28 protein-coding genes and 1 tRNA gene are annotated in these 26,040 nt (G+C 70.9%); 21 read left to right on the top strand and 8 right to left on the bottom strand.

The window, feature by feature from the left end; translation table 11 throughout:
- The first annotated feature begins 172 nt into the window (after positions 1-172).
- Positions 173-2,749 carry an Rne/Rng family ribonuclease gene (locus G6G98_RS00870; RefSeq protein WP_164233864.1) on the top strand — a complete coding sequence of 859 codons (2,577 nt, stop codon included), beginning with the start codon at positions 173-175 and terminating at the stop codon, positions 2,747-2,749.
- Here G6G98_RS00870 and G6G98_RS00875 read toward each other — a convergent pair.
- The gene (locus G6G98_RS00875; RefSeq protein WP_067352703.1) at positions 2,705-2,980 is read right to left on the bottom strand and encodes a DUF4031 domain-containing protein; all 276 of its coding nucleotides are present in this window, start codon (positions 2,978-2,980) and stop codon (positions 2,705-2,707) included. The two genes, G6G98_RS00870 and G6G98_RS00875, sit on opposite strands and share 45 nt — an antisense overlap.
- Positions 2,981-3,192: 212 nt before the next feature.
- On the opposite strand from G6G98_RS00875, the gene rplU reads away from it, so the two are divergent.
- The 12 genes from rplU to G6G98_RS00935 all read left to right on the top strand — a co-directional run bounded on the left by rplU (position 3,193) and on the right by G6G98_RS00935 (position 11,541).
- Positions 3,193-3,501, top strand: coding sequence for a 50S ribosomal protein L21 (gene rplU, locus G6G98_RS00880; RefSeq protein ID WP_067352700.1), 309 nt, complete (start codon positions 3,193-3,195; stop codon positions 3,499-3,501).
- A gap of 18 nt (positions 3,502-3,519) precedes the next feature.
- The gene (rpmA, locus tag G6G98_RS00885) at positions 3,520-3,777 is read left to right on the top strand and encodes a 50S ribosomal protein L27 (RefSeq protein ID WP_028501603.1); all 258 of its coding nucleotides are present in this window, start codon (positions 3,520-3,522) and stop codon (positions 3,775-3,777) included.
- Positions 3,778-3,849: 72 nt separating this feature from the next.
- Positions 3,850-5,349, top strand: a complete 1,500-nt coding sequence (gene obgE / locus G6G98_RS00890; RefSeq protein WP_067352696.1) for a GTPase ObgE — start codon at positions 3,850-3,852, stop codon at positions 5,347-5,349.
- The gene (gene proB / locus G6G98_RS00895) at positions 5,346-6,131 is read left to right on the top strand and encodes a glutamate 5-kinase (protein ID WP_067352693.1); all 786 of its coding nucleotides are present in this window, start codon (positions 5,346-5,348) and stop codon (positions 6,129-6,131) included. The genes obgE and proB overlap by 4 nt, the downstream gene beginning before the upstream one ends.
- A gap of 9 nt (positions 6,132-6,140) precedes the next feature.
- The gene (locus G6G98_RS00900; protein WP_067352690.1) at positions 6,141-7,394 is read left to right on the top strand and encodes a glutamate-5-semialdehyde dehydrogenase; all 1,254 of its coding nucleotides are present in this window, start codon (positions 6,141-6,143) and stop codon (positions 7,392-7,394) included.
- Positions 7,395-7,479: 85 nt separating this feature from the next.
- Complete coding sequence (locus G6G98_RS00905; protein WP_067352688.1) at positions 7,480-7,704, top strand: hypothetical protein; 225 nt, start codon at positions 7,480-7,482, stop codon at positions 7,702-7,704.
- A gap of 6 nt (positions 7,705-7,710) precedes the next feature.
- Entirely contained in the window at positions 7,711-8,313 is a 603-nt protein-coding gene (gene nadD, locus G6G98_RS00910; RefSeq protein WP_067352685.1) for a nicotinate-nucleotide adenylyltransferase, read from the top strand.
- Entirely contained in the window at positions 8,310-9,509 is a 1,200-nt protein-coding gene (locus G6G98_RS00915; RefSeq protein ID WP_164233863.1) for a hypothetical protein, read from the top strand. The genes nadD and G6G98_RS00915 overlap by 4 nt, the downstream gene beginning before the upstream one ends.
- Positions 9,509-9,889, top strand: a complete 381-nt coding sequence (gene rsfS / locus G6G98_RS00920) for a ribosome silencing factor (protein WP_067352679.1) — start codon at positions 9,509-9,511, stop codon at positions 9,887-9,889. The genes G6G98_RS00915 and rsfS overlap by 1 nt, the downstream gene beginning before the upstream one ends.
- Position 9,890: 1 nt before the next feature.
- A complete protein-coding gene (locus tag G6G98_RS00925) occupies positions 9,891-10,580 on the top strand; it encodes an SDR family oxidoreductase (protein WP_067352675.1) in 690 nt (229 codons plus the stop codon).
- Positions 10,581-10,694: 114 nt separating this feature from the next.
- Positions 10,695-10,979, top strand: coding sequence for a hypothetical protein (locus G6G98_RS00930; protein WP_067352671.1), 285 nt, complete (start codon positions 10,695-10,697; stop codon positions 10,977-10,979).
- An 82-nt stretch (positions 10,980-11,061) separates the two neighbouring features.
- Positions 11,062-11,541 (top strand): ferritin-like domain-containing protein, encoded by a 480-nt coding sequence (locus G6G98_RS00935; protein WP_067352668.1) that lies wholly within the window; start codon positions 11,062-11,064, stop codon positions 11,539-11,541.
- A 33-nt stretch (positions 11,542-11,574) separates the two neighbouring features.
- Here the strand turns inward: G6G98_RS00935 and G6G98_RS00940 are convergent, their stop codons facing one another.
- The 4 genes from G6G98_RS00940 to G6G98_RS00955 all read right to left on the bottom strand — a co-directional run bounded on the left by G6G98_RS00940 (position 11,575) and on the right by G6G98_RS00955 (position 14,621).
- Entirely contained in the window at positions 11,575-12,501 is a 927-nt protein-coding gene (locus tag G6G98_RS00940) for a CorA family divalent cation transporter (RefSeq protein WP_164233862.1), read from the bottom strand.
- Between the two features lie 10 nt (positions 12,502-12,511).
- Positions 12,512-12,802, bottom strand: a complete 291-nt coding sequence (locus tag G6G98_RS00945) for a hypothetical protein (protein ID WP_243841966.1) — start codon at positions 12,800-12,802, stop codon at positions 12,512-12,514.
- Between the two features lie 135 nt (positions 12,803-12,937).
- Positions 12,938-14,314, bottom strand: a complete 1,377-nt coding sequence (locus tag G6G98_RS00950) for an NAD-dependent succinate-semialdehyde dehydrogenase (protein ID WP_164233861.1) — start codon at positions 14,312-14,314, stop codon at positions 12,938-12,940.
- Positions 14,315-14,545: 231 nt separating this feature from the next.
- Positions 14,546-14,621 (bottom strand) — tRNA-Ala (locus tag G6G98_RS00955).
- Between the two features lie 110 nt (positions 14,622-14,731).
- Between G6G98_RS00955 and G6G98_RS00960 the strand changes: the two genes are divergently transcribed.
- From G6G98_RS00960 to G6G98_RS00980, 5 genes are read left to right on the top strand one after another with little or no spacing between them, the layout of a single operon-like run.
- Entirely contained in the window at positions 14,732-15,172 is a 441-nt protein-coding gene (locus tag G6G98_RS00960) for a GNAT family N-acetyltransferase (RefSeq protein ID WP_067352657.1), read from the top strand.
- 43 nt (positions 15,173-15,215) lie between these two features.
- On the top strand, positions 15,216-16,310 hold the full coding sequence (locus G6G98_RS00965; RefSeq protein ID WP_164233860.1) for an NAD(P)-binding domain-containing protein: 1,095 nt from the start codon (positions 15,216-15,218) through the stop codon (positions 16,308-16,310).
- A 37-nt stretch (positions 16,311-16,347) separates the two neighbouring features.
- Positions 16,348-17,139: a hypothetical protein gene (locus G6G98_RS00970; RefSeq protein ID WP_164233859.1), complete on the top strand. Its 792-nt coding sequence runs from the start codon at positions 16,348-16,350 to the stop codon at positions 17,137-17,139.
- Positions 17,136-17,663 carry a hypothetical protein gene (locus tag G6G98_RS00975; RefSeq protein ID WP_067352650.1) on the top strand — a complete coding sequence of 176 codons (528 nt, stop codon included), beginning with the start codon at positions 17,136-17,138 and terminating at the stop codon, positions 17,661-17,663. The genes G6G98_RS00970 and G6G98_RS00975 overlap by 4 nt, the downstream gene beginning before the upstream one ends.
- Positions 17,664-17,673: 10 nt before the next feature.
- Positions 17,674-18,822, top strand: a complete 1,149-nt coding sequence (locus G6G98_RS00980) for a glycoside hydrolase family 3 N-terminal domain-containing protein (RefSeq protein ID WP_243841967.1) — start codon at positions 17,674-17,676, stop codon at positions 18,820-18,822.
- On the opposite strand, the gene G6G98_RS00985 is transcribed toward G6G98_RS00980, so the two are convergent.
- From G6G98_RS00985 to G6G98_RS00995, 3 genes are read right to left on the bottom strand one after another with little or no spacing between them, the layout of a single operon-like run.
- Positions 18,815-19,660, bottom strand: coding sequence for a 3-methyladenine DNA glycosylase (locus tag G6G98_RS00985; protein ID WP_164233858.1), 846 nt, complete (start codon positions 19,658-19,660; stop codon positions 18,815-18,817). The two genes, G6G98_RS00980 and G6G98_RS00985, sit on opposite strands and share 8 nt — an antisense overlap.
- Positions 19,661-19,662: 2 nt before the next feature.
- Positions 19,663-20,688 (bottom strand): App1 family protein, encoded by a 1,026-nt coding sequence (locus G6G98_RS00990; protein ID WP_164233857.1) that lies wholly within the window; start codon positions 20,686-20,688, stop codon positions 19,663-19,665.
- A gap of 4 nt (positions 20,689-20,692) precedes the next feature.
- Complete coding sequence (locus G6G98_RS00995; RefSeq protein ID WP_067352636.1) at positions 20,693-21,364, bottom strand: DedA family protein; 672 nt, start codon at positions 21,362-21,364, stop codon at positions 20,693-20,695.
- A 41-nt stretch (positions 21,365-21,405) separates the two neighbouring features.
- Here G6G98_RS00995 and G6G98_RS01000 point away from each other — a divergent pair, with 41 nt between their 5' ends.
- The 3 genes from G6G98_RS01000 (at position 21,406) to G6G98_RS01010 (ending at position 26,039) form a co-directional block, all read left to right on the top strand.
- Positions 21,406-22,719, top strand: a complete 1,314-nt coding sequence (locus G6G98_RS01000) for an anthranilate synthase component I family protein (RefSeq protein WP_164233856.1) — start codon at positions 21,406-21,408, stop codon at positions 22,717-22,719.
- 34 nt (positions 22,720-22,753) lie between these two features.
- Positions 22,754-25,333, top strand: a complete 2,580-nt coding sequence (gene leuS, locus G6G98_RS01005) for a leucine--tRNA ligase (RefSeq protein WP_067352629.1) — start codon at positions 22,754-22,756, stop codon at positions 25,331-25,333.
- 109 nt (positions 25,334-25,442) lie between these two features.
- The gene (locus G6G98_RS01010) at positions 25,443-26,039 is read left to right on the top strand and encodes a ComEA family DNA-binding protein (protein ID WP_164233855.1); all 597 of its coding nucleotides are present in this window, start codon (positions 25,443-25,445) and stop codon (positions 26,037-26,039) included.
- Position 26,040 lies beyond the last annotated feature (1 nt).

Here is a 26,040-nt window from a genome sequence, read left to right on the forward strand (position 1 = left end):
TGATGCATCGCACGACCTCGTCGTGGCAGGCATCGACGCAGACTTCGGGGCCGTATGCCCCACGTGACCAGAGCCATGAGCCGGTCGCACACCGAGTGAGTTCGCGGCACCTGCGGGTGGCGCATGAGATTTCGCGGAGCACCAGGTGCCCCGCGCGAGGAGTACGCCAGAGATGGCCGATGAGACCAATGAATACGACGCCCCTACCCTCGACTTCCCGGCTGACGCCGCACCGGAGCTGACCGACCCCTCGGAGCAGCAGGAGGCTGCGGACGCTCCTGCGGAGGAGGCGCCCGTCGATGAGGCGCCCGTCGAGGAGGTGCCCGTCGAAGAGGCTCCCGTCGAGGAGGCGCCCGCGGAGAGCGACGCGCCGGACGGTGAGGATGCTCCGGTCGCCGAGGAGGCCTCCGTCGAGGAGGCTTCTGCGGCGGAAGAGGGTTCCCCCGCCGACGATGCCCCCGTCGCGGATGTGGCTCCGGCTGCCGAGGAGACCCCGGTCGAGGACGCTCCCGCCGCTGACGAAGCTCCCGCCGCTGACGAGGCTTCGAGCGCCGAGGCGACCCCGGCCGAGGATGTCCCCGCTGAGGCGGTCCCTGCCGCTGAGCAGCCCGCCGTCGAGGAGCCTGCGACTCCCGAGGCCCCGGCCCCGGTGACCGCCGTGTCGCTCGGCCTGCTCCCCGAGGTCTTCGTCTCGAAGGTGTCCACGCAGCTGCACTTCTACGCGCCGGAGATCGTTCCGCTCCCGGCCCGCCAGGGGCGCGAGCGGATCTTCGACCGCATCGCCGACCGGGAGGGCTCCCGCGATCTCGACGAGCCGGGCTCCGCGCGCCGTGGCCGTCGTCGCCGTGGAGGCTCCGACGACGGAGACGAGCGCTCCGAGCCGCGACAGCGCCAGCGCGTCGTCGAGTACATCACCGAGCCGAAGGCGATCAAGGGCTCGACGCGTCTCGAGGCCAAGAAGCAGCGCCGCCGTGATGGCCGCGACGCCGGCCGCCGCCGCCCCGTCGTCACCGAGGCCGAATTCCTCGCCCGCCGCGAGTCGGTCGACCGCATGATGGTCGTCCGCTCCAAGAACGGTCGCACCCAGATCGGCGTCCTCGAGGACGGCGTGCTCGTCGAGCACTACGTCGCCCGCAACCAGGACGCGTCGCTCATCGGCAACGTGTACCTCGGGCGCGTGCAGAACGTGCTGCCCAGCATGGAGGCCGCCTTCGTCGACATCGGCCGTGGCCGCAACGCCGTGCTCTACTCCGGCGAGGTCGACTGGGACGGCGTCGAGACCGGCAACCAGCCGCGTCGCATCGAGCTCGCGCTCAAGCCGGGCGACCGCGTCCTCGTGCAGGTCACCAAGGACCCGGTCGGCCACAAGGGCGCCCGCCTGACGAGCCAGATCTCCCTCCCCGGCCGCTACCTCGTGTACGTGCCCGGCGGGTCGATGAACGGCATCAGCCGCAAGCTCCCCGACAACGAGCGGGCGCGCCTCAAGCGCATCCTCAAGGAAGTCCTTCCCGAGTCCTCCGGCGTGATCGTCCGCACCGCGGCCGAGGGGGCCACCGAGGAGCAGCTGACGCGCGACGTGCAGCGCCTCACCACTCAGTGGGAGCACATCCAGAAGCAGGTCGAGAGCCAGCAGGCGCCCGCGCTGCTGCACGCCGAGCCCGATCTGCTCGTGAAGATCGTCCGCGACGTCTTCAACGAGGACTTCACGAAGATGCTCATCCAGGGCGAGGACGCGCAGCGCACGATCCGCGCCTACCTGGAGAGCGTCGCGCCCGACCTGCTCGAGCGCGTCGAGTCCTACGAGGACGAGATCGACCCGTTCGACGCGTTCCGCATCACCGAGCAGATCGAGAAGGCCCTCGACCGCAAGGTGTGGCTGCCCTCCGGCGGCTCGCTGGTCATCGACCGCACCGAGGCGATGACCGTCGTCGACGTCAACACCGGCAAGTTCGTCGGCTCCGGCGGCAACCTCGAGGAGACCGTCACCAAGAACAACCTCGAGGCGGCCGAGGAGATCGTGCGCCAGCTCCGACTGCGCGACATCGGAGGCATCATCGTCGTCGACTTCATCGACATGGTGCTCGAGTCGAACCGCGACCTCGTGCTGCGCCGCCTCATCGAGTGCCTCAGCCGCGACCGCACGAAGCACCAGGTCGCCGAGGTCACCTCGCTCGGCCTCGTGCAGATGACGCGAAAGAAGCTCGGCCTCGGCCTGCTGGAGACCTTCAGCGAGGCGTGCGAGGTCTGCGCCGGCCGCGGCGTCATCGTGCACCACGACCCCGTCGTGAAGCACCGGGCGAGCTCCAACGGGAACTCCCAGCCCAGCCGTCGTCAGCGCGGCGGCAACGGCCAGAGCCAGAGCGCGGCTCCGGCGGCCGGGGCCACCCACAGCATCCCGGAAGGAGCCAAGTCGGCTCTCGCGCAGATCGCCGCATCGACGCTCTCCCCGAGCGCGGAGGGGCCGACGGATGCCGTGGCGCCTGCGCCCGAGGCCGTCGTCGCCACCGAGCGCCCGAAGAAGCCGCGGAAGAAGCGCAGCTCGGACCGCAAGGGCCCGAAGAGCCCCGCGGAGCAGCTGCTCGACTCGGTGCTCGACGCGCTGCCCGAGCCGAAGGCTCCGGGGCAGGGGCGCGGGCGCCGCCGTGTCACGACCGCGGCGCTGACCGGAACGCCGATCTCCGTGAACTCGGACGCGTCGGCGAGCTCAGCGACCGGCGCGCCGGTCGCGGGCGGGGACGCGCAGTCCTGACGCGATCAGCCGGCGCACCAGCTCCTTGCCGGGGACGTGGTGCGCGCCGGCGGCGACGAGCCGGGGGATGATCTCCTCCGGCACGTCGTAGTGGTCGCGGTCGAAGCCGCGCGCCGGCAGGTCCTGCGATCTGGCGAAGGCGTGCAGCTCGTCCAGGCTCTCGTCGCTCACCAGATGGGCCCACAGGCGACCGTGGGCGGGCCAGAGCGGGTCATCGACGAGGACGGTCATGACGCCAGCCTAGAACCGGACACACCCGCCGGCACGTTTTGCGACAGTGTCCGGCATCCGGTAAAGTAGTCCCTTGGTGCGTAAGCCGCGTCGTCCTCGACGGCCGAAGCGGAGAGTCTTGCCTTCGCACCCGTCGCCCCGCGACGCATGCAAGCAACAGTCTTCCCGTGAGATTCTCGGAGCCCCGTGCTCCCCAACGAAACAGGTATGAAGTGGTTTACGCAGTAGTGCGCGCCGGTGGGCGGCAGGAGAAGGTCGAGGTCGGCACGATCGTTCAGCTCGACCGTGTTCAGGCTGCCCAGGGCGAGAAGATCGAGCTGCCCGCCGTGCTGCTCGTCGACGGCGCCACGGTGACCACCGACGCTGACACGCTCGCGAAGGTCAAGGTCACGGCTGAGGTTCTCGGCAACCTCCGCGGCCCGAAGATCGTCATCCAGAAGTACAAGAACAAGACCGGCTACAAGAAGCGCCAGGGCCACCGTCAGGAGCTCACGCGCGTCAAGATCACCGGCATCAAGTAAGACCGAGGAGACCAGGACATGGCACACAAAAAGGGCGCAAGCTCCACCCGCAACGGTCGTGACTCCAACGCACAGCGACTGGGCGTCAAGCGCTTCGGCGGTCAGCAGGTCCTCGCCGGCGAGATCATCGTCCGCCAGCGCGGCACGCACTTCCACCCCGGCGTGAACGTCGGCCGCGGTGGCGACGACACGCTGTTCGCCCTGGCCGCCGGTGCGGTGCAGTTCGGCGCGAAGGGCGGCCGCAAGGTCGTCAACATCGTCGCCGCTGCTGAGTGATCTCAGCGCGACAGCAGACATCCGATTCGGGGCGGGCTTCGGCCCGTCCCGAATTCTTTTTTGAGGAGAGACATGGTCACCTTCGTCGACACCGTGACGCTGCACCTGCGCGCGGGCAAGGGCGGCAACGGCTGTGTCTCCGTGCACCGCGAGAAGTTCAAGCCGCTCGGCGGCCCTGACGGCGGCAACGGCGGAGACGGCGGAGACATCGTTCTCGTCGCCGACCCGCAGACCGGCACGCTCCTGTCGTACCACCACTCGCCGCATCGATCCTCCGGCAACGGCGGCCCCGGCATGGGCGATCACCGCGCCGGCTTCCAGGGCGAGACGCTCGAGCTGCCGGTCCCTGTCGGCACCGTCGTGAAGAACCCCGCCGGCGAGGTGCTCATCGACATGATCATCCCGGGCGAGCGGTTCGTCGTCGCCCAGGGCGGGCAGGGCGGACTGGGCAATGCCGCACTCGCGACGCCCAAGCGCAAGGCGCCGGGCTTCGCGCTGCTCGGCACCCCCGGATTCGAAGGCGACGTCGTCCTCGAGCTGAAGACCGTCGCCGACGTCGCCCTGGTCGGCTACCCGTCCGCCGGCAAGTCGAGCCTGATCGGCGCGATCTCGGCGGCGCGGCCGAAGATCGCCGACTACCCGTTCACCACGCTGCACCCCAACCTCGGCGTCGTCCAGCAGGGCGATTTCCGCTACACGGTCGCCGACGTGCCCGGCCTCATCGAGGGCGCCAGCGAGGGGCGCGGGCTCGGCCTCGAGTTCCTCCGGCACGTCGAGCGCTGCTCCGCCCTGCTGCACGTCCTCGACTGCGCCACGCTCGAGCCGGGGCGCGACCCGATCTCCGACCTCGACGTCATCCTCGCCGAGCTCGCCGCGTACGAGGTTCCGGAGGGGCAGACGCCGCTGCTCGAGCGTCCCCAGCTGATCGCCCTGAACAAGGTCGACGTGCCCGAGGCGCGCGACCTGGCCGAGCTGGTGCGTCCCGACCTCGAGGCGCGCGGCTTCCGCGTCTTCGAGATCTCCACCGTCTCGCACGAGGGACTCCGTCCGCTGACCTTCGCTCTCGGCGAGCTCGTCGAGAAGCACCGTGCGGAGGCGGCCGTCGAGGTGCCCCGCGAGCGCGTGGTGATCCGCCCGAAAGGGTCGAAGAAGGACTTCACGATCCGCGTCGAGGGCGGCACCTACGGCAACGTCTACCGCATCATCGGCGAGAAGCCGGTGCGCTGGGTGCAGCAGACCGACTTCCAGAACGAAGAGGCCGTCGGCTACCTCGCTGACCGGCTGGAGAAGCTGGGCGTCGAGGACGAGCTGTTCCGCCTGGGCGCCGTGCAGGGGTCGACCGTCGTGATCGGCGAGGGCGACAGCATCGTCTTCGACTGGGAGCCGACGATGACGTCCGCTGCCGAGCTGATGACGGCGCCGCGAGGCACCGACCCTCGTCTCGCCCCCAGCTCCCGCCGGACGACGTCCGAGCGACGCGAGCAGTACTACGAGCGGATGGATGCCAAGGCCGCCGAGCGCGCCGAGGCCGAGGCCCGTCGCCTCGCCACCGCCCGCGAGGACGTGGAGTGACCGCCCGGACCAGGGCCGACCTCGCCACCGCGGCGCGCATCGTCGTGAAGGTCGGGTCCTCCTCGATCAGCGGCGAGTCCTCCTGGAGGATCCCGGTGCTCGTCGAGGCGCTGGCCGCCGCGCACGCCCGCGGTGCCGAGGTGGTGCTCGTGTCCTCCGGAGCGATCGCCACCGGCATCCCGTACCTGCGCCTCGACGCGCGGCCGACGGACCTCGCCACGCAGCAGGCGGCGGCCGCGGTCGGGCAGAACGTGCTCGTGTACCGCTACCAGGAGGCGCTGCATCCGTTCGACATCGTCGCGGGACAGGTGCTGCTCACCACCGGCGACCTGGAGAACCCGACCTCCCGCTCGAACGCGCGACGCGCGATGGAGCGGCTGCTGGGCCTGCGCATCCTGCCCATCGTCAACGAGAACGACACGGTGGCCACGCAGGAGATCCGCTTCGGTGACAACGACCGCCTCGGCGCGCTCGTCGCCCAGCTGATCCAGGCCGACGCGCTGATCCTGCTCAGCGACATCGAGTCGCTCTACACGAAGCCGCCGACGGATCCCGATGCGAAGCCGATCGACGTCGTCGCGCCGGACGCCGACCTCTCCGGCCTCGAGTTCGGCTCGACCGTCGTGAACAGCGTGGGCACAGGGGGAGCGGCCACCAAGGTCTCCGCGGCCCGCCTCGCCGCCGCATCCGGGATCGGGGTGCTGGTCACCAGCGCCGACCTCGTCGACAAGGCCCTCGCGGGGGCTGAAATAGGAACCTGGTTCGAACCGGCGCTCTCCTAGACTGGGCGGATGACCGACCAGACCCCGCAGGTGCGCCTCGAGCGCGCCAAGGAGGCCTCCCGTGCCACCGCCGCGCTCACCAGCGACGACAAGGCCCGCGCACTGGAGGCGATCGCCGTCGCCCTCGAGCAGAACGCCGCGCGCATCATCGAGGCCAACGGCAGGGACGTCGAGCGGGGTCGCGAAGAGGGCATCGGCGACTCCCTGATCGACCGGCTCCGCCTGGACGAGAAGCGGGTCGCCGCGCTCGCCTCCGCCGTCCGCGAGGTCGCGGCCCTGCCCGATCCGGTCGGCCGGGTCGTCGGCGGGCACCGGATGCCGAACGGCGTGGCCCTCGAGCAGGTGCGCGTCCCGTTCGGCGTGGTCGGCGCGATCTACGAGGCGCGTCCGAACGTCACGGTGGACATCGCCGCTCTCGCGCTGCGCTCCGGCAACGCCGTCGTCCTCCGCGGGGGCAGCGCCGCCCGCGACTCGAACACGGTGCTCGTCGAGGTCATGCGCGCCGCGCTGGAAGGCGCCGGCGTGACCGCCGAGGCGATCCAGACCGTCGACGACTTCGGCCGCGACGGGGCGAAGGCCCTCATGCACGGGCGCGGCTTCATCGACGTTCTGGTGCCGCGGGGGAGCGCGGGTCTCATCGAGACCGTCGTCACGGAGTCGACCGTCCCCGTCATCGAGACCGGCGCAGGCAACGTGCACATCCTCCTCGACGAGAGCGCCCCCGACGACTGGGCGCGCGACATCGTCGTCAACGCGAAGGTCCAGCGCCCCAGCGTCTGCAACGCGGTCGAGACCGTGCTGGTGCACCGCCAGGCCGCACCGCGACTCGTCCCGCTCGTGGCCAGCGCGCTGCAGAGCGAGGGGGTCGCCATCCACGGCGACGACATCGTCGCGGGCATGGTCTCGAACGTGATCCCGGCCACCGAGGAGGACTGGGCCACCGAGTACTTGAGCCTCGACATCGCGATGAAGGTCGTCGACTCGCTCGACGAGGCTCTCGAGCACATCCGCCGCTACAGCACGGGCCACACCGAGTCCATCGTCACGACCGACTCGCGCAACGCGGAGCGCTTCCTCGCGGAGGTCGACTCCGCCGTCGTGATGGCCAACGCCTCCACCCGCTTCACCGACGGCGCCGAGTTCGGCTTCGGCGCGGAAGTGGGCATCTCCACCCAGAAGCTGCACACCCGCGGCCCGATGGGGCTCGCCGAGCTGACCAGCACGAAGTGGCTCGCGCGTGGATCGGGGCAGACGCGCGGCTGAGGGCTAGACTAGGGGGCGCTGTACCGCCCGTGCCCTCGGAGGGGCGGAGCACGACCCGAACAGCACGTCACGAAACGGAGTCAGGATGAACCTCGTCGCACAGATCGCGATGGCCGCCGCCGAAACCGAGCACCACGGCAACGTCGCGCTCGACACGCTGATCTTCGGGGTCGTCGCCGCGATCGTGTTCACGTTCCTGGCTCTGGTGACCCTGTCCTACAAGAACGTCGCCAACCGTCATTCGGCCAAGGCCGAGGCCTGGGCCGCGAAGCACGGCAAGGACGGCCACGAGGCGGGACACGGCCACTAGGCCCCTATGACTGCCACCGCCTCGCGTGCCCCGCGCATCGGCGTGATGGGCGGGACGTTTGACCCGATCCATCATGGACACCTGGTCGCCGCCAGCGAGGTCGCGCACTCCTTCGGCCTCGACGAGGTCGTCTTCGTCCCCACAGGGCGCCCCTGGCAGAAGTCCGGCGTCTCACCCAGCGAGCATCGCTACCTGATGACCGTGATCGCGACGGCATCCAACCCGCAGTTCACGGTCAGCCGCGTCGACATCGACCGCGAGGGCCCGACTTACACGATCGACACCCTCAGGGACCTCAAGCGCGATCGTCCCGACGCCGAGCTGTTCTTCATCACCGGAGCGGATGCCGTAGCGCAAATTCTCAGTTGGAGGGACCATGATGAGTTGTGGGAGCTGGCTCACTTCGTCGCGGTGTCCCGCCCAGGACATGTCCTGAGCACGGACGGACTGCCGCCCGGCGACGTCAGCCAGCTGGAGGTGCCGGCGCTGTCGATCTCGTCGACGGACTGCCGTGAGCGGGTGCACGATGGCGAGCCGGTCTGGTATCTCGTTCCCGACGGGGTCGTTCAATACATCGCGAAGCATCATCTGTATCGGAGCAAGGCATGAGTACATCGGATCAGCAGGAGAAGGGCCCGCTGACGCGAAAGCAGCTGCGGGAGATCCGGCTGACCGGGTCCACGCCGGTCATCACGGCCGAGGAGGCCGCAGCAGCGGCATCCGCTCCTCCGGCCGCACCGCTGCCCCGTGCCGCCGAGCCCGTCGAGGTCCCGCCCGCCCCTGTCGCCGACGCCGACGTGGACCTGGGGTCTGCGCCGCTGACCCGCCGCCAGGCGCGCGAGCAGGAGCGGATCAAGACGGCGTCCGTGCCCGTGGTCGGCGTCGAGGACGAGCAGCAGGAAGATGCGCCGGAGGTCTCGGCCGCGACTCCGGCCGCGCCCGCTGCGACCGAGGACGCCACCCCGGACATCGTCTCCGCCGTCCCGGTGTTCGCGACGCCGGCGCCCACGCCCGCGGAGGATGCGGATCTCGACGACGATGCCGACGAGCAGGTCGACGTCGTGCCGGTGAGTGCGGCGGCCTCCGTCGACACGGTGGGCGAGGTCCCGCTCATCGAGCCGGTCTCCGCCGCGTCTGAGCGCGACGGCGACGAAGGGGCGCACGACGACGCGGCCGACGCCGTGGCCGCCCTCGGCATCGAGGTCGTCCCTGAGGAGGGGGACGAGCACGAGCTTGACGTCGACGACGTCCTCGCCGACGTCCACGAGGCCGACGGCGGCGACGTGATCGGCGACGACCGCCCCACGGTCAGCTCCGCCTTCGGCAGCGGCGTCCTCGGTGGAGCGCCCGAGCAGCAGAAGCCTCTGGCCCCGTCCTTCGACGAGCTGCTGACGACGGGCGACACCACCGGGTCGCAGAGCCTCGCGCCCAACACGCTGATCTTCAACCCGTCCCCGGGCGAGGGATCGCTCTCCGGTCCCGTCGCCTCCACCGGCGAGATCCTGGTGACCGGCTCGTATGAGCTCCCGCAGGGGATCGGTTCGCAGGGGCACGCGCACGGCACGGCCGACGGCAAGGAGGTGGACGCCGTGCTCATCGACGGCGAGCTGCCCCCGGCATCCTCTCCCACGCCGATCGCCGCCAGCTCGGCGGTCAGCACGATCAAACCGGCGGGCGAGGTCATCCGTCCGCCGGCGCCCGAAAAGGGCAACAAGCTCATGCTCACCCTCGCGATCGTGGCGGGCGGTCTCGCCCTCGCGGTGGTCGTCGCCGTCGTCATCGCCTTCACAACGAATGTGTTCTGATGCAGTCACCTGAAACCGCCGAAGAGATGCTGCAGATCGCAGTCGACGCCGCCGCCTCCAAGGGCGGCGAGGATCTCGTCGCCCTCAACGTCTCCGAGCCCCTGCCGCTCGTGGACATCTTCCTCCTCGTCACCGGGAACAGCGAGCGCAATGTCGCCGCGATCGCCGACGAGGTCGAGGACAAGCTGATCGAGGCCGGTCACAAGCGCGTGCGCCGCGAGGGTCGTGCGGAGGCCCGCTGGGTGCTCCTCGACTTCGGCGACCTCATCGTGCACGTCTTCCACCAGGAGGAGCGCGTCTACTACGGGCTGGAGCGCCTGTGGAAGGACTGCCCTGTGGTGCCGTTCGACCTGCCAGAGCACGCAGCCGACCGTCCCTGAGATGGCCGTCCATCTGATCACCGGCGCCGGATCCGGGATCGGCGCCGTCCTGGCGCGCCGTCTGCTGGACCGCGGTGACGAGGTCGTGCTGCTCGTCCGCGACATCGGCAGGGCGAAGGAGATCGCCGCGGCCCTGCCGGGGGCCGAGACGCTCGTCGGCGACCTGTCGCAGCCGGGGCGGCTCTCCTGGGCGCTGTCGAAGCAGCGGCTGCCCGAGCGGATCGACTCGCTCGTTCATGTCGCGGGAGTGATCGACCTCGGTCCGGTCGCCGATCTCCCCGCGGCCCTGTGGGAGCGGCAGCTGGCCGTCAACCTCGTCGGGCCCGCCGAGCTCACCCGGCTGATGCTGCCGCAGCTGCGGGTGTCCCGCGGCCGGATCGTCTTCGTGAACTCCGGGGCCGGTCTCACCGCCCACGCAGGCTGGTCGGCGTATGCGGCGTCCAAGCACGGCCTCAGGGCGCTCGCCGACGCGCTCCGGGCCGAGGAGGCCGAGCACGGCATCAAGGTGACGTCCATCTATCCCGGGCGCACCGCGACGCCCATGCAGGAGCGCGTGCACCAGCAGGAGGGGCGCCCCTACGACCCCGACCGGTACATCGACCCGGCGTCGGTCGCCGCGACCATCCTGACCGCCCTGGACCTGCCCGCCGACGCGCACCTCACGGATCTCACCGTCCGCCCCGGACGCTGACCGCTCCCGCCGCGCGTGCGCGCATGACGCAGCCGGCCCGGCCTGTCAAGGGTCTTCCGCGGAATGCCCGTTCAGCGGATGCTCTCCGAAGGAGAGACCTTGGAGGGCTGTCACATGTCTGGAGATCCGGATCCGCGCTTCGTGCTTCGTCGCATCACGCCGTCGGAGTGGGTGATCAACGACCTCAAGTTCGGTTCTGACGATCCGCGGCACGTCGTCGCCTGCGTGTACGAGTTCGATCCGACCGAGGTCGAGGTGGTGTGGCTGCGGGATCTGCCGCTCGCCAGCCGCTACATGACCCCGTTCGAGGTGCTCGAGGACGTCGAGCGGACGCAGGGCGTCAGCCGGGCCACGCGCCCCGTCGCGATCCCGCACCTTCCGCCGCTGATGGCCACTTAGTGGTTCGGAGGGGTCCTGCGCAACCCTCTCGTCGAGGGCGGAGATGCTCCGTACGGTGGCCTGACCGACGAAAGGACCACCGATGTCTCAGAACACGCTCGAGAGCCCGCAGGACCTGCTCCGCTTCCAGCTGCGCACCGCGATGACGATGGAGGACGACTCGCTCGCCGCCGTGACAGAACTGGCGCAGGCGGCACGCGCGGCCGACATCAAGAAGCTGTTCCGCCACCACGCCGATGAGACGAAGCAGCAGATCGAGAACCTGCGCACCGTCTTCGGACTGCTCGAGATCCCGGAGTCGACCGCGCCGTCACCGAGCACGAAGGGGATCTCGAAGCAGGCCAAGTCCACGCTGGCCAGGTCGACTGCGAAGCTGCACGACCAGGTGGCGCTCTCCGCCGCGCTCGGAAACGAGCACTACGAGATCTCCGCGTACCAGGCACTCATCCTCGCGGTGGGCGCGAAGGATGCCGAGGCCGCGCGGCTGCTCCAGGAGAACCTGGACCAGGAGGTGCACACCAGCGAGGAGCTGCTCAGCCGCCTGCGCGAACTCGCCGGCTGAGCGGCCGGCCTCCGCGCAGCCGGGACGGAGGCGTCACGACGCGTCGTCGTCGTGACGCCTCTGCTGTGCACCCCCGAGCCATCCGCGGCGGCGGAACGCGATGACGGTGGCGATGTCGAGGACCAGCATCCCTGCGCCGACGATGATCCAGCCGTACTCCCACTGGAAGGGCGGCAGGGTCTTGAAGTTCATGCCGTACACGCCGGCGATCACGGTCGGGATGGCGAGCAGCGCGGCGAACGCCGAGATGGTGCGCATGTCCTGGTTCTGCCGCGTCGCGACATTGCTCTCGTGGCTGGACACGACAGCGTCCAGCGAGGCGTGCTCCGTCGCAGCGAGCCGTGCGACGCCCCGGGCGTCCAGCTCGAGATGGGAGAAGTACGGCCGCAGGTCGGGCCGGCCGGCCGTCAGGGCCTCGATCTGCGGGCGCGCGTCCTGCAGCGCTTCGGCCAGACCGGAGACGGCGCGATCGATCCGGCCGATCCGCTGACGCAGCCGGTAGATGTGCTGGTAGTCCTCGTGGACGCGGCGGTCGAAGACCTCCGCCTCCAGTTCGTCCAGGTCGCGCTCCACCTGCGCGCCGAGCTCCACGTAGTCGTGGACGACCGCGTCGAGCACCCGATGTGCCGCGGTGATCGGCGAATCGACCTTCAGCGCCCCCGCGGCGGACAGCACGGCGTCCAGATCCCGCAGCTCGGTCTCATCGCCGCGCTGGACGAGGATCAGCTCGGATTCGGTGAGGATCAGTGCGATGTCCGTGTCGGTGGTCGCCGGATCGGGGCCGCTGCGATCCACGTCCCAGATCGACAGGCAGAGGTGCCTGTCCAGGCTCTCGGCCTTGGGCTGCTGGCGCCCCTCGAGCAGGTCGTCGACGATCAGCGGATGCAGGCCGAACTCCTCCCGCAGCGCGATCAGCTCCGCGCGATCGGGGTTCACCAGTCGTCGCCACGGCCTGCTCATGCGCGGCCCCTCAGCGTTCGTCGTCGTCGTCCTCGAGGATCTCGTCGTCGAGTTCGCCGTCACCGACGTCGTCGGTCTCATCGTCGAGGAGGTCGTCGTCATCGTCGTAGAGGTCGTCGTCATCGTCGTCCATGTCGTCGGCGCCGGCGGCCAGGCGATCGGCCGCGGCGCTGTCGATCAGGGCGTCGTCGACGTCCTCATCGAGGACTTCCTCGCCGTCGACCTCCCTGGTCGGGACGTCGTCGTCGCGCGCGTCGTCGTCGTCGGGAAAGGGGACCACAGGGGGAAATGGGGTGGACATGATCGCATCCTCTCGTTCGGGATGCTCACGCTAGCGCCGCGCCGGGCAGCGCAGGAGCGGGTTGACCTGTGACTCGTCGCGCGCTAGTCGCCGCCCGCCATCACCGCGAGGCAGCCCGCCGGCCGGCTTCCCCGGCTACTCCGCGATGAAGGACAGGCGCTTGTTCACGAACTCGTCGATGCCCACGGGGCCCATCTCGCGCCCGAAGCCGGAGCGCTTGACGCCGCCGAACGGCAGTTCGGCCGCCTCCGCGGCGATGATGTTCACGTGCGTCATGCCGACCTCGAGGCGGGAGGCGACGCGAGCAGCACGCGCCGTGTCGGTGGAGAACACCGAACCGCCGAGGCCCAGGTCGCAGTCGTTCGCCAGCTCGAGCGCCTCCTCGTCGCTGTGCACGCGGTACACGGTCGCGACCGGCCCGAAGATCTCCTCGCGATACGAGGCCGAATCCCGCGGGACCCCGGTCAGCACGGCGGGGGAGTAGTACGCGCCGGGTCCGTCCGACAGCACTCCGCCTGCCTCCAGGGTCGCTCCCTCCGCGATCGCCTTCTGTACCTGGGCGTGCACGGTCTCAGCGGCCGCGCGGGTCGACAGCGGCCCGTACGATCCCTCCGGCAGACCGGCGGGGTCTCCCGGCGTCAGGCCGTCGGCGAGCTTCTTCAGCTCGCTGACGAACTCGTCGTAGATGTCGTCCATCACGATCATCCGCTTGTTCGAGTTGCAGACCTGGCCGCCGTTGTAGACGCGGAAGTCCCAGGCCGCCTTGGCCACCGCTGCGACGTCGTCGGAGTCGAGCACGACCATCGGGTCGATGCCGCCGAGCTCGAGCACGCATTTCTTCAGGTGCCGGCCCGCCTGCTCCCCGATGATGGCACCGGCCCGCTCCGATCCGGTGAGCGAGACGCCCTGGACGCGCTGGTCGGCGATCATGGTCGCGATCTGGTCGTGAGAGGCGAACACGTTCGCGTAGCCGCCCACCGGGACGCCGGCCTGCTCCATGATCTCCTGGACGGTGAGGGAGGACCGGGCGCAGATGTCGGCGTGCTTCAGCAGGATCGTGTTGCCCAGCAGGAGGTTCGGCGCGGCGAACCGGGCGACCTGGTAGTACGGGAAGTTCCACGGCATCACGCCGAGGAGGGCTCCGATCGGACGGCGCTCGATGATCGCCTTGCCCGGGATGGTGCTGGGGATCTCATGATCGGTGATGAGGCTCGGTCCGTGCGCCGCGTAATAGTCGATGATCGAGGTCGCGAAATCGACCTCGTCGAGGGACTCCGCGTGCGACTTGCCCATCTCGAGCGAGATGATGCCGGCGAGCTCCTCCCGACGCTCGGCGAAGATCTCCGCGACACGATGGACGACAGCGGCACGCTCCTGCACGCTGCGCTCCCGCCATTCCAGGTGCGCCGTGTGCGCCTTCGCCAGGGCCTCCTCGATCTGCGCGTCGGTCGCCGTGTCGAAGGTCTCGATGACCTCGCCGGTGGCGGGATTCTGGACACGGTACGTGGACATTCTGCTCCTTCGGGGCGACGGCGTCGTCGTGCTCGTCCGCACGGGACGTCAGCGGGTACCTGGAACCGTAGCATCCGCGCGGGGGAGGCGATCCGCGGTTCTCGGCCTGATCGACGCGCAGGCGGCAGAGTCCGCACACTTCGCGCGGAGACCGCGGAACTCCGGATGATCTGTACGGCGGCGGAAACGGTCCGGAAACGAAGAAATCCCGCGATCTCTCGCGGGATTCTCTGGTGGACCTGAGGGGACTCGAACCCCTGACCCCCTGCATGCCATGCAGGTGCGCTACCAGCTGCGCCACAGGCCCAGAAGCCGCCCCGTAGAAGCCCGGGGCAACTCGAAAAGAATACAACACGTTCCGGGCGGACCGCCAATTCGGCCGCGCAACCCGGGCGCGTCGCGTCCTAGGCTGACGGGATGACGAGCATCCACGCGATCCGGGCCGAGGACTTCGAGGAGTGGACGGCCCTCTGGGACGGCTACCTGAGGTTCTACGAATCCGAGGTGCCTGCGGCGGTGACGGCGCGCACGTTCCGCCGCATCACGGAGGGCGACGGCGTGCACGGGGCGATCGCCCGCGACGACGAGGGACGTGCGATCGGCCTCGTCCACTGGCTCACGCACGCGAGCACGTGGAGTCCGACCGACTACTGCTACCTGGAGGACCTCTTCGTCGCGCCGGGCGTCCGCGGCGGAGGAGTGGGGCGCGCGCTCATCGCGCACGTCAGGGACTGGGCGGCGGAGCACGGCAGCGACAAGCTGTACTGGCTCACCCAGGAGGGGAACGCGACCGCTCGCGCCCTGTACGACCGGGTGGCGACGCACACCGGCTTCACGCACTACGAGATCGCCCTCTGACCTCCCCGGAACAAGCCGGGCGCCCGAGGCGTTCCCATTCAGCGTGAGCATCCTCGACAGCATCGTGATCGGCGCGGGTCAGGCCGGACTGTCGGCCTCGTATCACCTGACAAGGCTCGGCATCCGCCATGTCGTCCTGGACGCCGATGAGGAACCGGGAGGCGCCTGGCGCCACCGCTGGGATGCGCTCACCATGCGCGACGTCCACGGCGTCGCGGAGCTGCCGGGCGACACGCCTCCGCCCCGCGACGGGCGGCGGGCCAACGCGGCGGTGCCCGAGTACTTCGCCGCCTACGAGCGCGCGCACGCGCTCCCGGTGATCCGGCCGGTGCGCGTCGATCGCGTGGACGACGAGGAGGGAGTGCTCGTCGTCCACGGCGGTGAGCGCCAGTGGCGCACCCGCACCCTGGTGAACGCGACCGGGACGTGGACGCATCCGTTCCTGCCGCACTACCCGGGCATGGAGACGTTCCTCGGCGAGCAGCTGCACACCGTCGACTACCCGGGCCCGGAGCACTTCATCGGCAAGCGCGTGCTCGTGGTCGGCGGCGGCGCCTCGGCCGTGCAGTTCCTCGGCGCCCTCGCCCCGCTCACCGACACGATCTGGGTCACCCGCCGCGAGCCGGTGTGGCGCACCGATGACTTCACCCCGGAGGCAGGGGCCGCAGCCGTGGCGCTCGTGGAGCAGCGCGTCGCCCTTGGGCTCCCGCCGGAGAGCGTCGTCAGCGTGACCGGCCTCATGTTGCGCCCCCAGGAGCGGGAAGCGGAGCGGCTGGGCGCCTACGCGGCCCGGCGCCCGATGTTCGAACGCATCGAGCCGGATGGCGTGCGCTGGAAGGACGGCACGTTCGAGCGCGTCGACGTGATCCTCTGGGCGACCGGGTTCCGGCCGGCGATCAGCCATCTCGCGCCCCTGCGCCTGCGCAGCGCAGCGGGCGGCATCCAGCTCGACCGCAACGGCCGTGGGACGACCGCGGTCGCCGATCCGCGCATCCAGCTCGTGGGGTACGGGCCGTCGGCGAGCACCATCGGCGCCAACCGCGCAGGCCGCACGGCCGCGAAGGGCGTGCAGCGCGCCCTCTCCCGGATCCACGAAGCCCCGGTGCCCGCGGCGGCCATCTCCGCGGCGGCAGGCTGAGCGGCGCCCGAACCGGCGTCGTCGCTACGCTGAGGGCATGCTCCGCATCGCCATCCTGATCATCTGGCTGCTGCTCTCGGCCTGGCTCCTCATCTGGACCGGCGAGGGGCTGTTCGGTGTGGACCAGAGGCACTCCATCCTGCCGTTCGCGGGGGAGGACACCCTCGGCGGCCCCATCATCATCGGCGTCGCGTGGGGACTCATCCTCACCTTCGGCGGCACCATGGCGGGCCTCGGACGGCGCAAGAAGGTCCGCGGCGACGTGAAGACCGGCGTCGGCCGGATCGTGGAGATCGCCCGCACCGGTCTGACCGTCAACGACGTGCCGCAGTACGACATCTTCGTCCGGGTGACCCCGGGATCCGGCGACGAGTTCATCGGGCAGCTGCGGATGCTGGTGGATGCGAGCGACTTCGCCGCCCTGCAGCCGGGAGTCCCGGTCCCGGTGCGGTACAGCCTCACAGATCAGGACACCGTGGAGCTCGCCGACATCACGGATCCCGCCGTCCGCGAGGCGGTGCTGCAGTGGCGCATCGAGCGCGGCCTCATCGACCCGAGTCAGGTGCGGGCCCGCACCACCGGGACTGCGGTGCCGGCATCCGTCCTGGAGGTGCGCCCGACGGGTCGCCGGCGTGAAGGGCAGAGCGAGCTCGCGCTGAAGGTGCTGATGGCTCCGGAGGGCGCCTCCACGTGGGAGGCCGACACCACGGTCTTCGTGTATCCGGAGGCGATCTCGCGGCTGCAGGTGGGAGCGCCCGTGTGGGCGTACTACCGCAGGGAGGATCCGCACACCGTCGCCGTCACGATCGAGAAGGAGGCGGGCCGGTGAACCCCCTCGACACGCTCATCTGGCTGATCAACTTCCCCGCTTCCCACGGGTACGCCATGGTCTTCATCTCGGCGTTCTCGCTGTTCGGGCTGTTCGCGATGTCGGCATCGGGAGCCGCACCCGGAGGCGCCCTGCGCCGGGTCCGCGAGCGCGAGGGCCTTCTGCGCCCCGAAGACGCCCCCCGCGGGCGCGTCCCTCAGGCCGTGGTGCGCACCGTGTTCCGCGTGCTCGCCATCGTGATGCTCGCGAACCTCGTCATCGGCATCCTCAGCCTCACCGGCGTCCCGGTGACGCGGGCGTACATCCATGAGCACGGCCAGCCGACGACCGCGACGAAGGACGGGGACTGGATCACGTTCACGACGACGACGGGTGTCGAGTACACGCTGGAGAGCAACTTCTTCACGCCTGCCGTCTACCCGGACCGTGATGCCTTCCTCCCCTCGGGGGAGCAGGTCGTCGTGCGCTACCTGCCCGGGCATCCGCAGGCCTTCGTGATCGACAGCGCGCAGACCCCGCGATGAGGCCGTGACGATGCGCGCAACACTCCGCACCCGCCGCTGGGCGGGCGCAGCCGGGCTGCTCCTCGGTGCGGCGCTCGCCGCGGGCTGCGCGCCGGAGCCCGCGGTCACCGCCTCGCCGAGCCCGACCCCGACTGTCACGGTCGCGCCGCCGACCGTCGAGGAGCGGGCTGCCGTGATCGTCGGCGGCATGAGCGTCTCCGAGCAGGCGGCGAGCATCGTGATGGGCCACATCGCGAGCACGGATCCGTCGGCGCTGAACGCCTACATGACCCAGGGGCTCGGCGGCTTCCTCCTCATGGGGGCCAACATCCCCGCGACCGACGCCGAGCTGCCGGCGCTCACCGCGGCGCTCGCGGTCGATCCGGAGCTGCCTCCGCTGATCGCGATCGACGAGGAGGGCGGATCCGTCACACGGCTCAACGACGACACGCTTCCCGGAGCCGACGTGCTCAAGAGCCTGCCGACGGCCGACACGACCGCAGCCTTCGCCGCGCGCGCCGAGCTCCTCGTCCGCGCGGGCGTCACCGTGAACTTCGGGACCGTCGCCGACATCTCCGCCGACCCCGGGTCCTTCATCCACGGCCGCGCCCTCGGCACCGAGCCGGCCGGCGCCGCCGAGCGGGTGGCCGCGGCGACCGAGGCGCAGGAGATGCTCGTGGCCTCGACGCTCAAGCACTTCCCCGGGCACGGCGCCGCGCCCGGCGACTCCCACCGCGGCATCCCCTCCAGCGCGCTCACGCTCGACGCGTGGCGGCAGGCCGACGCCGTGCCCTTCACCGCGGGAATCGACGCGGGAGCGCGCCTGCTCATGTTCGGGCATCTCGCCTATCCCGCGATCGATCCGGCCCCCGCGTCGCTGTCGGCGTCGTGGCACGACATCGCCAGGGCGGAGCTCGGGTTCGACGGCGTCGCCGTCACCGACGATCTGGGGATGCTGGCGTCGTCGGGCGACTCGGCCTACGCCGACCCGGTGGCGAACGCCGTCGCCGCGGTGGCCGCGGGGAATGATCTCGTGCTCACCGTCTTCGGGTCGACGGCCGAGACGGCCGGGAGCCTCGCCGCCGGGATCGCGGCAGCGGTGGAGGCGGGTGCGCTGCCTGCTGAGCGGCTGGAGGAGGCCGCCCTCCGCGTGATGACGCTGCGCCTGCAGCTCAGCTGACCAGCCAGGCGTCCAGCATCCGTGCCCGCAGCTCCGCGCCGCGCTCCGCGAAGCCGCGCTGCCGGCGCACGTACTCGGCCTTGCCGTCGGGCGTCTCGATCGGCACCGGGACGACGCCCCAGTCCGCCAGGTCGTACGGCGCCGCCTCCATGTCGAGCAGGCGGATGTCGCGGGCCAGCTCGAACGCGTCCAGCAGCAGCTCGCCGGGGAGGAGCGGGCCGAGCTTCATCGCCCACTTGTACAGATCCATCCCGGCGTGCAGGCAGCCGGGCTGCTCGAGCAGCGGCTGGTCGTCGCGGGTGAGCGCGGTGCGGTTGCGGGGCACCGCATCGGGGGTGAAGAACCGGAAGGCGTCGAAGTGCGTGCAGCGCAGCTCGTGGCTCTCCACGACGGCGTCGGTGCCCGCCTGGCCCAGCCGCAGCGGCACCGGATGCCGGTGCTCCTCCGCACGGTAGACCATCGCCCACTCGTGCAGGCCGAAGCAGCCGAACTGCCCGGGGCGCGAGGCCGTGCGGCGCAGCATCCGCTCGACGAGGGCGGCGAGCTCGGGCTTCTCCCGCGCGTACAGCCCGGCGTCGGGGACGACGCCGTCCGCCGTCGAGCCGGGGGAGTACCAGCGCCAGGCCCGCCGCTCCGCAGCGTCCTCCAGCTCGACGCCGGCACCGGGGTGCCAGCGGGCGAGCTGAGCGGGCTTGTACCCGTAGTAGGTGAACAGGAAGTCCCAGACCGGATGCTTCTCCCCGCGCGCCGCGCGGGCGCGGTGCTCCGCGGTGAGGGCGTCGGCGCGTTCACGGTGCGCCTCGGCGCGGGCGCTCCACTCTGATCTGCGGAGGGACATCGTCAGTGCAGGATGCCGGCCTCGCCGAGCAGATCGCGCAGGCCGGCTCCGTCCTCCGCGCTCACCCAGGGGGCGACGTGCTCGGAGTGCGGCTCCCCGCCCCCTCGGCCGCCGGCGAGGACGGCTTCGGCGGGCAGGAGCCGTCGGATCGCGACGCCCGCGACGGAGTCCGGATGCTCGTCCATGAACTCCGAGTAGATCGCCTCGTCGTGCTGGCCGTCGTCGCCGATGAGGAGCCACTTGACGTGCGGGAACTCGGCGGCGAGGCGGCGGAGGTTGGTGAGCTTGTGCTCGCGGCCGCTGCGGAACCAGCGGTCGTGCGTGGGGCCCCAGTCGGTGAGGAGCATGGAGCCGGCGGGGAACAGGTGGCGTCCGAGGAAGCGGCGCAGGGTCGGCGCGACGTTCCAGGCGCCGGTGGAGAGGTACACCATCGGGGCGCCGGGATGCTGACGCAGCAGCTGATCGAGGAGCACCGCCATGCCGGGGACGGGCAGGCGCGCGTGCTCGTCGACGACGAAGGAGTTCCACGCGGCGATGAAGGGCCGGGGGAGCGCCGTCACCATGACGGTGTCGTCCACGTCGGACAGCACGCCGAAGCGGGTGGACTCGGCGACGATGAACGCGGAGGCCTCGACGGGCTCCTGTCCCTCCACGGAGATCTCGAAGGTCTGCCACCCTGGTGGCAGCTCGGCGTCGACGACGGCGTCGATCACGCCGCCGCGATCGGCGACGACCTCGTGCACCGCATCCCCGATCCGGACGCTGACGGTGGCGAAGCTCACCGGGATCCCGACGAAGCTGCGCCAGCCCCGCACGCTCGCCGGCTCGCCGTTCCTCGTCCGCCGCTGCGGGGGCACGATGAGCACGCGGCCGACGACGCGCACCCAGCCCGGTCCGCCGTACCCGGGGAACGGCAGGATCGTCGCGGTGCGTCCGCGACGGCGCGCTCGACCCTCGCGCCACACGTGGAAGCGGTGCTCGAGCCGGGCGAACCAGTGGATCCTGGGGGCCGGGGATGCTGAGGCCATTGCCTCAGTCTTTCACGTCCGCGTCCGCCGCCGCCTCAGGGGATTCCAGGTGCCGTGCCTCGATCCGGTGCAGGAGCCTCTTGCCGAGGAAGACGAGGAGCAGGAAGAGCAGGATCGCGCCGACGAAGACGTAACCGGCGAAGTGGACCTGGTCGACGAGCTGACGGAAGCCGCCGGCGGCGAGAGAGGTGACGCTGACGTACGCGGCCGCCCACAGCACGCACGCGGGAGCGGTCCATGCGAGGAAACGGCGATAACCGAAGCCGCTCATCCCGACGGTCAGCGGGACGAGGGAGTGCAGCACCGGGAGGAAGCGGGAGAGGAAGATCGCCCAGCCGCCGCGACGGCGGAGATAGATCTCCGCGCGAACCCAGTTGTGCTCGCCGATGCGCCGCCCGATCCAGGAGCGGCGGAGGTGCGGCCCGATCCAGCGGCCGAGGGCGAAGCCGATGCTCTCGCCGATGAGCGCGCCGATCACGACGGCGACCCCGAGCGCGACGCCCTCGACGAGGTTGGCGACACCGGCCGCGGCGACGATCACGACGGTGTCGCCCGGGACGATGAGCCCGATCAGGATGCTCGTCTCCAGGAGCACGGCGAGGCCGGCGACGAGCGTGCGGGTGACCGGGTCGATCGACTGCACGAAGTCGAGGAGCCAGAGCAGGAGGTCATCCACCCCATGAGGATACGCCGCGCCCCCGGCCCTACGCTGGAAACGTGCCGCACCGCCTGACCGCCCGCCCCCTCGCCGCCGGAGTGGACCCCGCCGGCCTCTTCCTCGCCCTGGAGGGCGTCGCCCAGGACGTCTTCTGGCTGGATGCGGGCGCGGACGCCGACGAGGGCTGGAGCTTCGTGGGCACCGGGGAGCGCTCAGTGCTCCCCGCCGGCGTAAGGCTCGATGTCGAGACGCCGGCACCCGACGGCGCCCCGCCGTTCCAGGGCGGGTGGGTCGGCTGGTACGACTACGAGAGCGGCGCCCGGCGCGCCGGGGCTCCGACCGCCGAGGGCGCCGATCCCGAAGGCGGCGCCTGGCTTCGGGTGACGCGCGCCGTCGCCTTCGACCACGCGACAGGGCGTGCCTGGGCGCTCGCCGGAGACGAAGACCTGGACTCCTGGGAGCGGACCGTGCACGAGCAGCGGCCCCCGGCATCCGTCACCCCCTTCACAGGAGAGCGGACCGGCGCCAGGGCCCGGCACACCCCCGACGAGTACGCCGCGCTCATCGAACGCTGCCGCGACCTCATCCGGGCCGGCATCGCCTATCAGCTCTGCCTCACCACGCGCTTCACGGTGCCGGGCGCGCACGACGCCGTGGCCGCGTACCTGCGGCTCCGCTCCGCGACCCCGGCCCACCACGGCGGTTTCGTGCGCATCGGCGGGCGGGCCCTGCTCAGCGCCAGCCCTGAGCAGTTCCTGCACGCCGCGGGCGGGGTCATCCGCACCAGGCCGATCAAGGGCACCCGCCCGCGCGGACGGGATGCGGAGACCGACGCCGCGCTCGCCGCAGAGCTCGCCGCGGACCCCAAGGAGCGCGCGGAGAACGTGATGATCGTCGACCTGATGCGCAACGACCTCTCGCAGGTGTGCGTGCCAGGGTCGATCCGCGTCGACGGCCTGTGGGTCGTGGAGAGCTACCCCGCGGTGCACCAGCTGGTGAGCACGGTCAGCGGCACGGCCGCACCGGGGACGACCGCGGGCGCGCTCCTGGACGCCGCGTTCCCCGCCGGCAGCATGACCGGGGCGCCGAAGCTGTCGGCCATGACCCGGCTGCAGGCTCTCGAAGGCGGGCCGCGCGGCGTCTACGCCGGCTGCTTCGGCTATGTCGGAGACGACGGCGGGGTGGACCTCGCGATGGTGATCCGGAGCATCGTCGTGGATGCCGACAGCGCGGTGGTCGGCGCGGGCGGCGGCATCACCTGGCGCTCGGTGCCGGCGTCCGAGGTCGCGGAGGTCGCGACCAAGGCGCGCGCCCCGCTCGCGGCCCTCGGTGCGGAAATGCCCGAGCTCTGGGGTTCCGATATCCTGAACTGATCCCGCTTTTCCCTTCAGATTGGTCGTGCGTTCGTTGTCTGAGAACCTGTCCACCGCTCCCGTCGACGAGGAGATCTCCTCGGCGCACGCCATCCAGGCCAAGTGGCAGAAGCACTGGGCGGAGAACGGCACGTTCCTCACCGGCGGCGCCGACGACACGCGGCCCCGCCGCTACGTCCTGGCGATGTTCCCGTACCCGTCCGGCGATCTGCACATGGGGCACGCCGAGAACTACCTGTACTCGGACATCGTGGCGCGCTTCTGGCGGCACCGCGGGCACAACGTCCTGAACCCGATCGGCTGGGACTCCTTCGGCCTGCCCGCCGAGAACGCGGCCATCCGCCAGGGCGCCGACCCGCGCGAGTGGACCTATCAGAACATCGCGCAGCAGAAGGCGGGCTTCGAGGCGTACGGCGTCTCCTTCGACTGGACGCGCGTGCTGCACACCTCCGACCCGGAGTACTACCGCTGGAACCAGTGGCTGTTCCTGAAGCTGTACGAGCGCGGCCTGGCGTACCGCAAGAAGAGCCCGGTGAACTGGTGCCCGAACGACCAGACCGTGCTGGCGAACGAGCAGGTCGTCGACGGCCGCTGCGACCGCTGCGGCGCCGAGGTCATCAAGAAGAAGCTCACCCAGTGGTACTTCCGCATCACCGAGTACGCCGACCGCCTGCTGGACGACCTGAACCAGCTGGAGGGCTTCTGGCCGCAGAAGGTGCTGCAGATGCAGCGCAACTGGATCGGCCGCTCGGTGGGCGCCGATGTGGACTTCCGCATCGAGGGCCGTGACGAGCCGGTCACCGTCTTCACCACGCGCCCCGACACCCTGCACGGCGCGACGTTCTTCGTCGTCGCCCCCGACGGCGACCTGGCCGCCGAGCTGGCAGCGGAGGCCCCGGCCGAGGTGCGCGAGCGCTTCCAGACGTACCTCACCGAGGTGCAGAAGGAGACCGACATCGACCGGCAGGCCACGGACCGGCCGAAGACCGGCGTGTTCCTGGAGCGCTACGCGATCAACCCGGTGAACGGCGAGAAGCTGCCGATCTGGGCCGCGGACTACGTGCTGGCCGACTACGGCCACGGCGCCGTGATGGCCGTGCCCGCGCACGACCAGCGCGACCTCGACTTCGCCCGCGCCTTCGACCTGCCGGTCAAGGTGGTCGTCGACACCACCGCCCCGATCACCGGCGCCATGCCGGTCATCGAGGTCGACGAGGACGGCGTGCCCATCGACACCGGCCTGCCGACGCTCGACGAGCAGCACCCGTCGATCACCGGGGTCGCCCTGAGCGGCGAGGGCCGCATGATCAACTCCGGCGACCTGAACGGCCTGTCCAAGCGCAACGCGATCGCCCGTGCGATCGAGCAGCTGGAGGCGTCCGGCACCGGCCGCGCCGCGAAGAACTACCGCCTGCGGGACTGGCTGATCTCCCGGCAGCGCTTCTGGGGCACGCCGATCCCGATGCTGCACGCCGAGGACGGCCGGATCATCCCGGTCCCGGAGGAGCAGCTGCCGGTGAAGCTGCCCAGCGTCGAGGGCCTGGACCTCGCGCCGAAGGGCACCTCGCCGCTGGGCGGCGCGGAGAGCTGGGTGCGCACGGTCGACCCCGCATCCGGCGACCCGGTGCTGCGCGACCCCGACACCATGGACACCTTCGTGGACAGCTCCTGGTACTTCCTGCGCTTCCTGTCGCCGAACAGCGACGCCATGGCCTTCGACCCCGCCGAGGCCGACCGCTGGGCCCCCGTCGACTCCTACATCGGCGGCGTCGAGCACGCCATCCTGCACCTGCTCTACGCGCGGTTCATCACCAAGGTCCTGTTCGACATGGGCCTGATCGACTTCACCGAGCCGTTCTCGAACCTGATCAACCAGGGCATGGTGCTGCTCGACGGCCAGAAGATGTCGAAGAGCAAGGGCAACCTGGTGCTGTTCCAGGAGGAGCTCGACGCCCACGGCGCCGACGCGCTGCGGGTCGGGCTCGCCTTCGCCGGCCCGGTGGAGGACGACAAGGACTGGGCCGACGTCTCGACGACGGGCGCCCAGAAGTTCCTGGCCCGTGCACTGCGCATCGCCCGCGAGGTCTCCAGCCCCGTCGACGTCGTGTTCGACGGCGGCGACGCAGCCCTGCGCCGCGCGACGCACAAGCTGCTGTCCGAGGCGCCCGCGCTCGTCGAGCAGACCAAGTTCAACGTGCTCGTCGCCCGACTGATGGAGCTGGTGAACATCACCCGCAAGACCATCGACGGCGCCGCGGGACCCGCTGACCCCGCCGTCCGCGAGGCAGCCGAGACCATCGCCGTGATGCTCGACCTCATCGCCCCGCACACTGCGGAGGAGATGTGGGAGATCCTCGGTCACGAGCCCTCCGTGGGCCTGGTGAACTGGCGTTCCGCCGATCCGGCGCTGCTCGTCGAGGACTCCGTCACCGCGGTCGTGCAGATCGGCGGCAAGGTCCGGGCGCAGCTCGAGGTTCCCGCTCGCATCGGCGAGAAGGAGCTGGAGGCGCTCGCCCTCGCCGACGAGCGCGTCATCCGCTCTCTCGACGGCCGCGAGATCGTCAAGATCGTCGTGCGCGCCCCGAAGATCGTCAGCATCGTCGTCAAGGGCTGAACCGGCAACCGTCCCGGGCCTTCTGCACAGCCGTCGGGTGAGGACGACTTCTCCACCGACCGCGTTCTCGCGGAGGCTCGGGGTCTCCGGTGGCGTCTAGCGTGGCGGGATGCCTCAGCCGCAGCCGCCGTCCACCCCTCCGCGGCGGCTGCGGCTGAGCATCGGCGCGGCCGTCGTGCTCGGGCTCGTCGTGCTGTCGGGCGCCGTGGGGATCGGCGTGCTGCGCGGGCAGGCGTCGCCGGTGCAGTCGCTGCCCCTGGCGGAGGGCGGCGCGTCGCCGGTCCCCTCCGGCGAGCTGTACGTGCACGTGCTGGGCGCCGTGGAGAGGCCCGGCCTCTATGTCCTCGATCTCGATGCCCGGCTCGTCGACGCGGTCGCCGCCGCGGGCGGGACGACGGATGCCGCCGACCTCGCCGCCGTCAACCTGGCGCGCCTCCTCGAAGACGGCGAGCAGGTGGTCGTGCCCGTCGCGGGCGGCGCGCCGGGAGCCGCAGGACCGGCCCCGCCGGCGGACGGCCGCATCGACCTGAACACCGCGGATCAGGCGGCGCTGGAGACGCTGCCGCGTATCGGGCCCGCCCTGGCAGAGCGCATCGTCGCCTGGCGGGAGGAGAACGGCCGATTCCAGTCGGTCGACGACCTTCTCGCCGTGCCGGGAATCGGCGAGAAGCTGCTCGCCGGCATCCGAGACGGGGTGCGCGTGTGAG

It is taken from the genome of Microbacterium hydrocarbonoxydans (genome assembly GCF_011752045.1).
In the GTDB taxonomy this organism is placed as follows: Bacteria; Actinomycetota; Actinomycetes; order Actinomycetales; family Microbacteriaceae; genus Microbacterium.

Bases quoted from the DNA above. Each gene is read 5' to 3' on its own strand.
- G6G98_RS00870 (WP_164233864.1), top strand. From the start codon at position 173: ATGGCCGATGAGACCAATGAATACGACGCCCCTACCCTCGACTTCCCG.
- G6G98_RS00875 (WP_067352703.1), bottom strand. From the start codon at position 2,980: ATGACCGTCCTCGTCGATGACCCGCTCTGGCCCGCCCACGGTCGCCTG.
- rpmA (WP_028501603.1), top strand. From the start codon at position 3,520: ATGGCACACAAAAAGGGCGCAAGCTCCACCCGCAACGGTCGTGACTCC.
- obgE (WP_067352696.1), top strand. From the start codon at position 3,850: ATGGTCACCTTCGTCGACACCGTGACGCTGCACCTGCGCGCGGGCAAG.
- G6G98_RS00900 (WP_067352690.1), top strand. From the start codon at position 6,141: ATGACCGACCAGACCCCGCAGGTGCGCCTCGAGCGCGCCAAGGAGGCC.
- G6G98_RS00905 (WP_067352688.1), top strand. From the start codon at position 7,480: ATGAACCTCGTCGCACAGATCGCGATGGCCGCCGCCGAAACCGAGCAC.
- nadD (WP_067352685.1), top strand. From the start codon at position 7,711: ATGACTGCCACCGCCTCGCGTGCCCCGCGCATCGGCGTGATGGGCGGG.
- G6G98_RS00915 (WP_164233863.1), top strand. From the start codon at position 8,310: ATGAGTACATCGGATCAGCAGGAGAAGGGCCCGCTGACGCGAAAGCAG.
- rsfS (WP_067352679.1), top strand. From the start codon at position 9,509: ATGCAGTCACCTGAAACCGCCGAAGAGATGCTGCAGATCGCAGTCGAC.
- G6G98_RS00925 (WP_067352675.1), top strand. From the start codon at position 9,891: ATGGCCGTCCATCTGATCACCGGCGCCGGATCCGGGATCGGCGCCGTC.
- G6G98_RS00930 (WP_067352671.1), top strand. From the start codon at position 10,695: ATGTCTGGAGATCCGGATCCGCGCTTCGTGCTTCGTCGCATCACGCCG.
- G6G98_RS00935 (WP_067352668.1), top strand. From the start codon at position 11,062: ATGTCTCAGAACACGCTCGAGAGCCCGCAGGACCTGCTCCGCTTCCAG.
- G6G98_RS00940 (WP_164233862.1), bottom strand. From the start codon at position 12,501: ATGAGCAGGCCGTGGCGACGACTGGTGAACCCCGATCGCGCGGAGCTG.
- G6G98_RS00945 (WP_243841966.1), bottom strand. From the start codon at position 12,802: ATGTCCACCCCATTTCCCCCTGTGGTCCCCTTTCCCGACGACGACGAC.
- G6G98_RS00950 (WP_164233861.1), bottom strand. From the start codon at position 14,314: ATGTCCACGTACCGTGTCCAGAATCCCGCCACCGGCGAGGTCATCGAG.
- G6G98_RS00960 (WP_067352657.1), top strand. From the start codon at position 14,732: ATGACGAGCATCCACGCGATCCGGGCCGAGGACTTCGAGGAGTGGACG.
- G6G98_RS00970 (WP_164233859.1), top strand. From the start codon at position 16,348: ATGCTCCGCATCGCCATCCTGATCATCTGGCTGCTGCTCTCGGCCTGG.
- G6G98_RS00980 (WP_243841967.1), top strand. From the start codon at position 17,674: ATGCGCGCAACACTCCGCACCCGCCGCTGGGCGGGCGCAGCCGGGCTG.
- G6G98_RS00985 (WP_164233858.1), bottom strand. From the start codon at position 19,660: ATGTCCCTCCGCAGATCAGAGTGGAGCGCCCGCGCCGAGGCGCACCGT.
- G6G98_RS00990 (WP_164233857.1), bottom strand. From the start codon at position 20,688: ATGGCCTCAGCATCCCCGGCCCCCAGGATCCACTGGTTCGCCCGGCTC.
- G6G98_RS01010 (WP_164233855.1), top strand. From the start codon at position 25,443: ATGCCTCAGCCGCAGCCGCCGTCCACCCCTCCGCGGCGGCTGCGGCTG.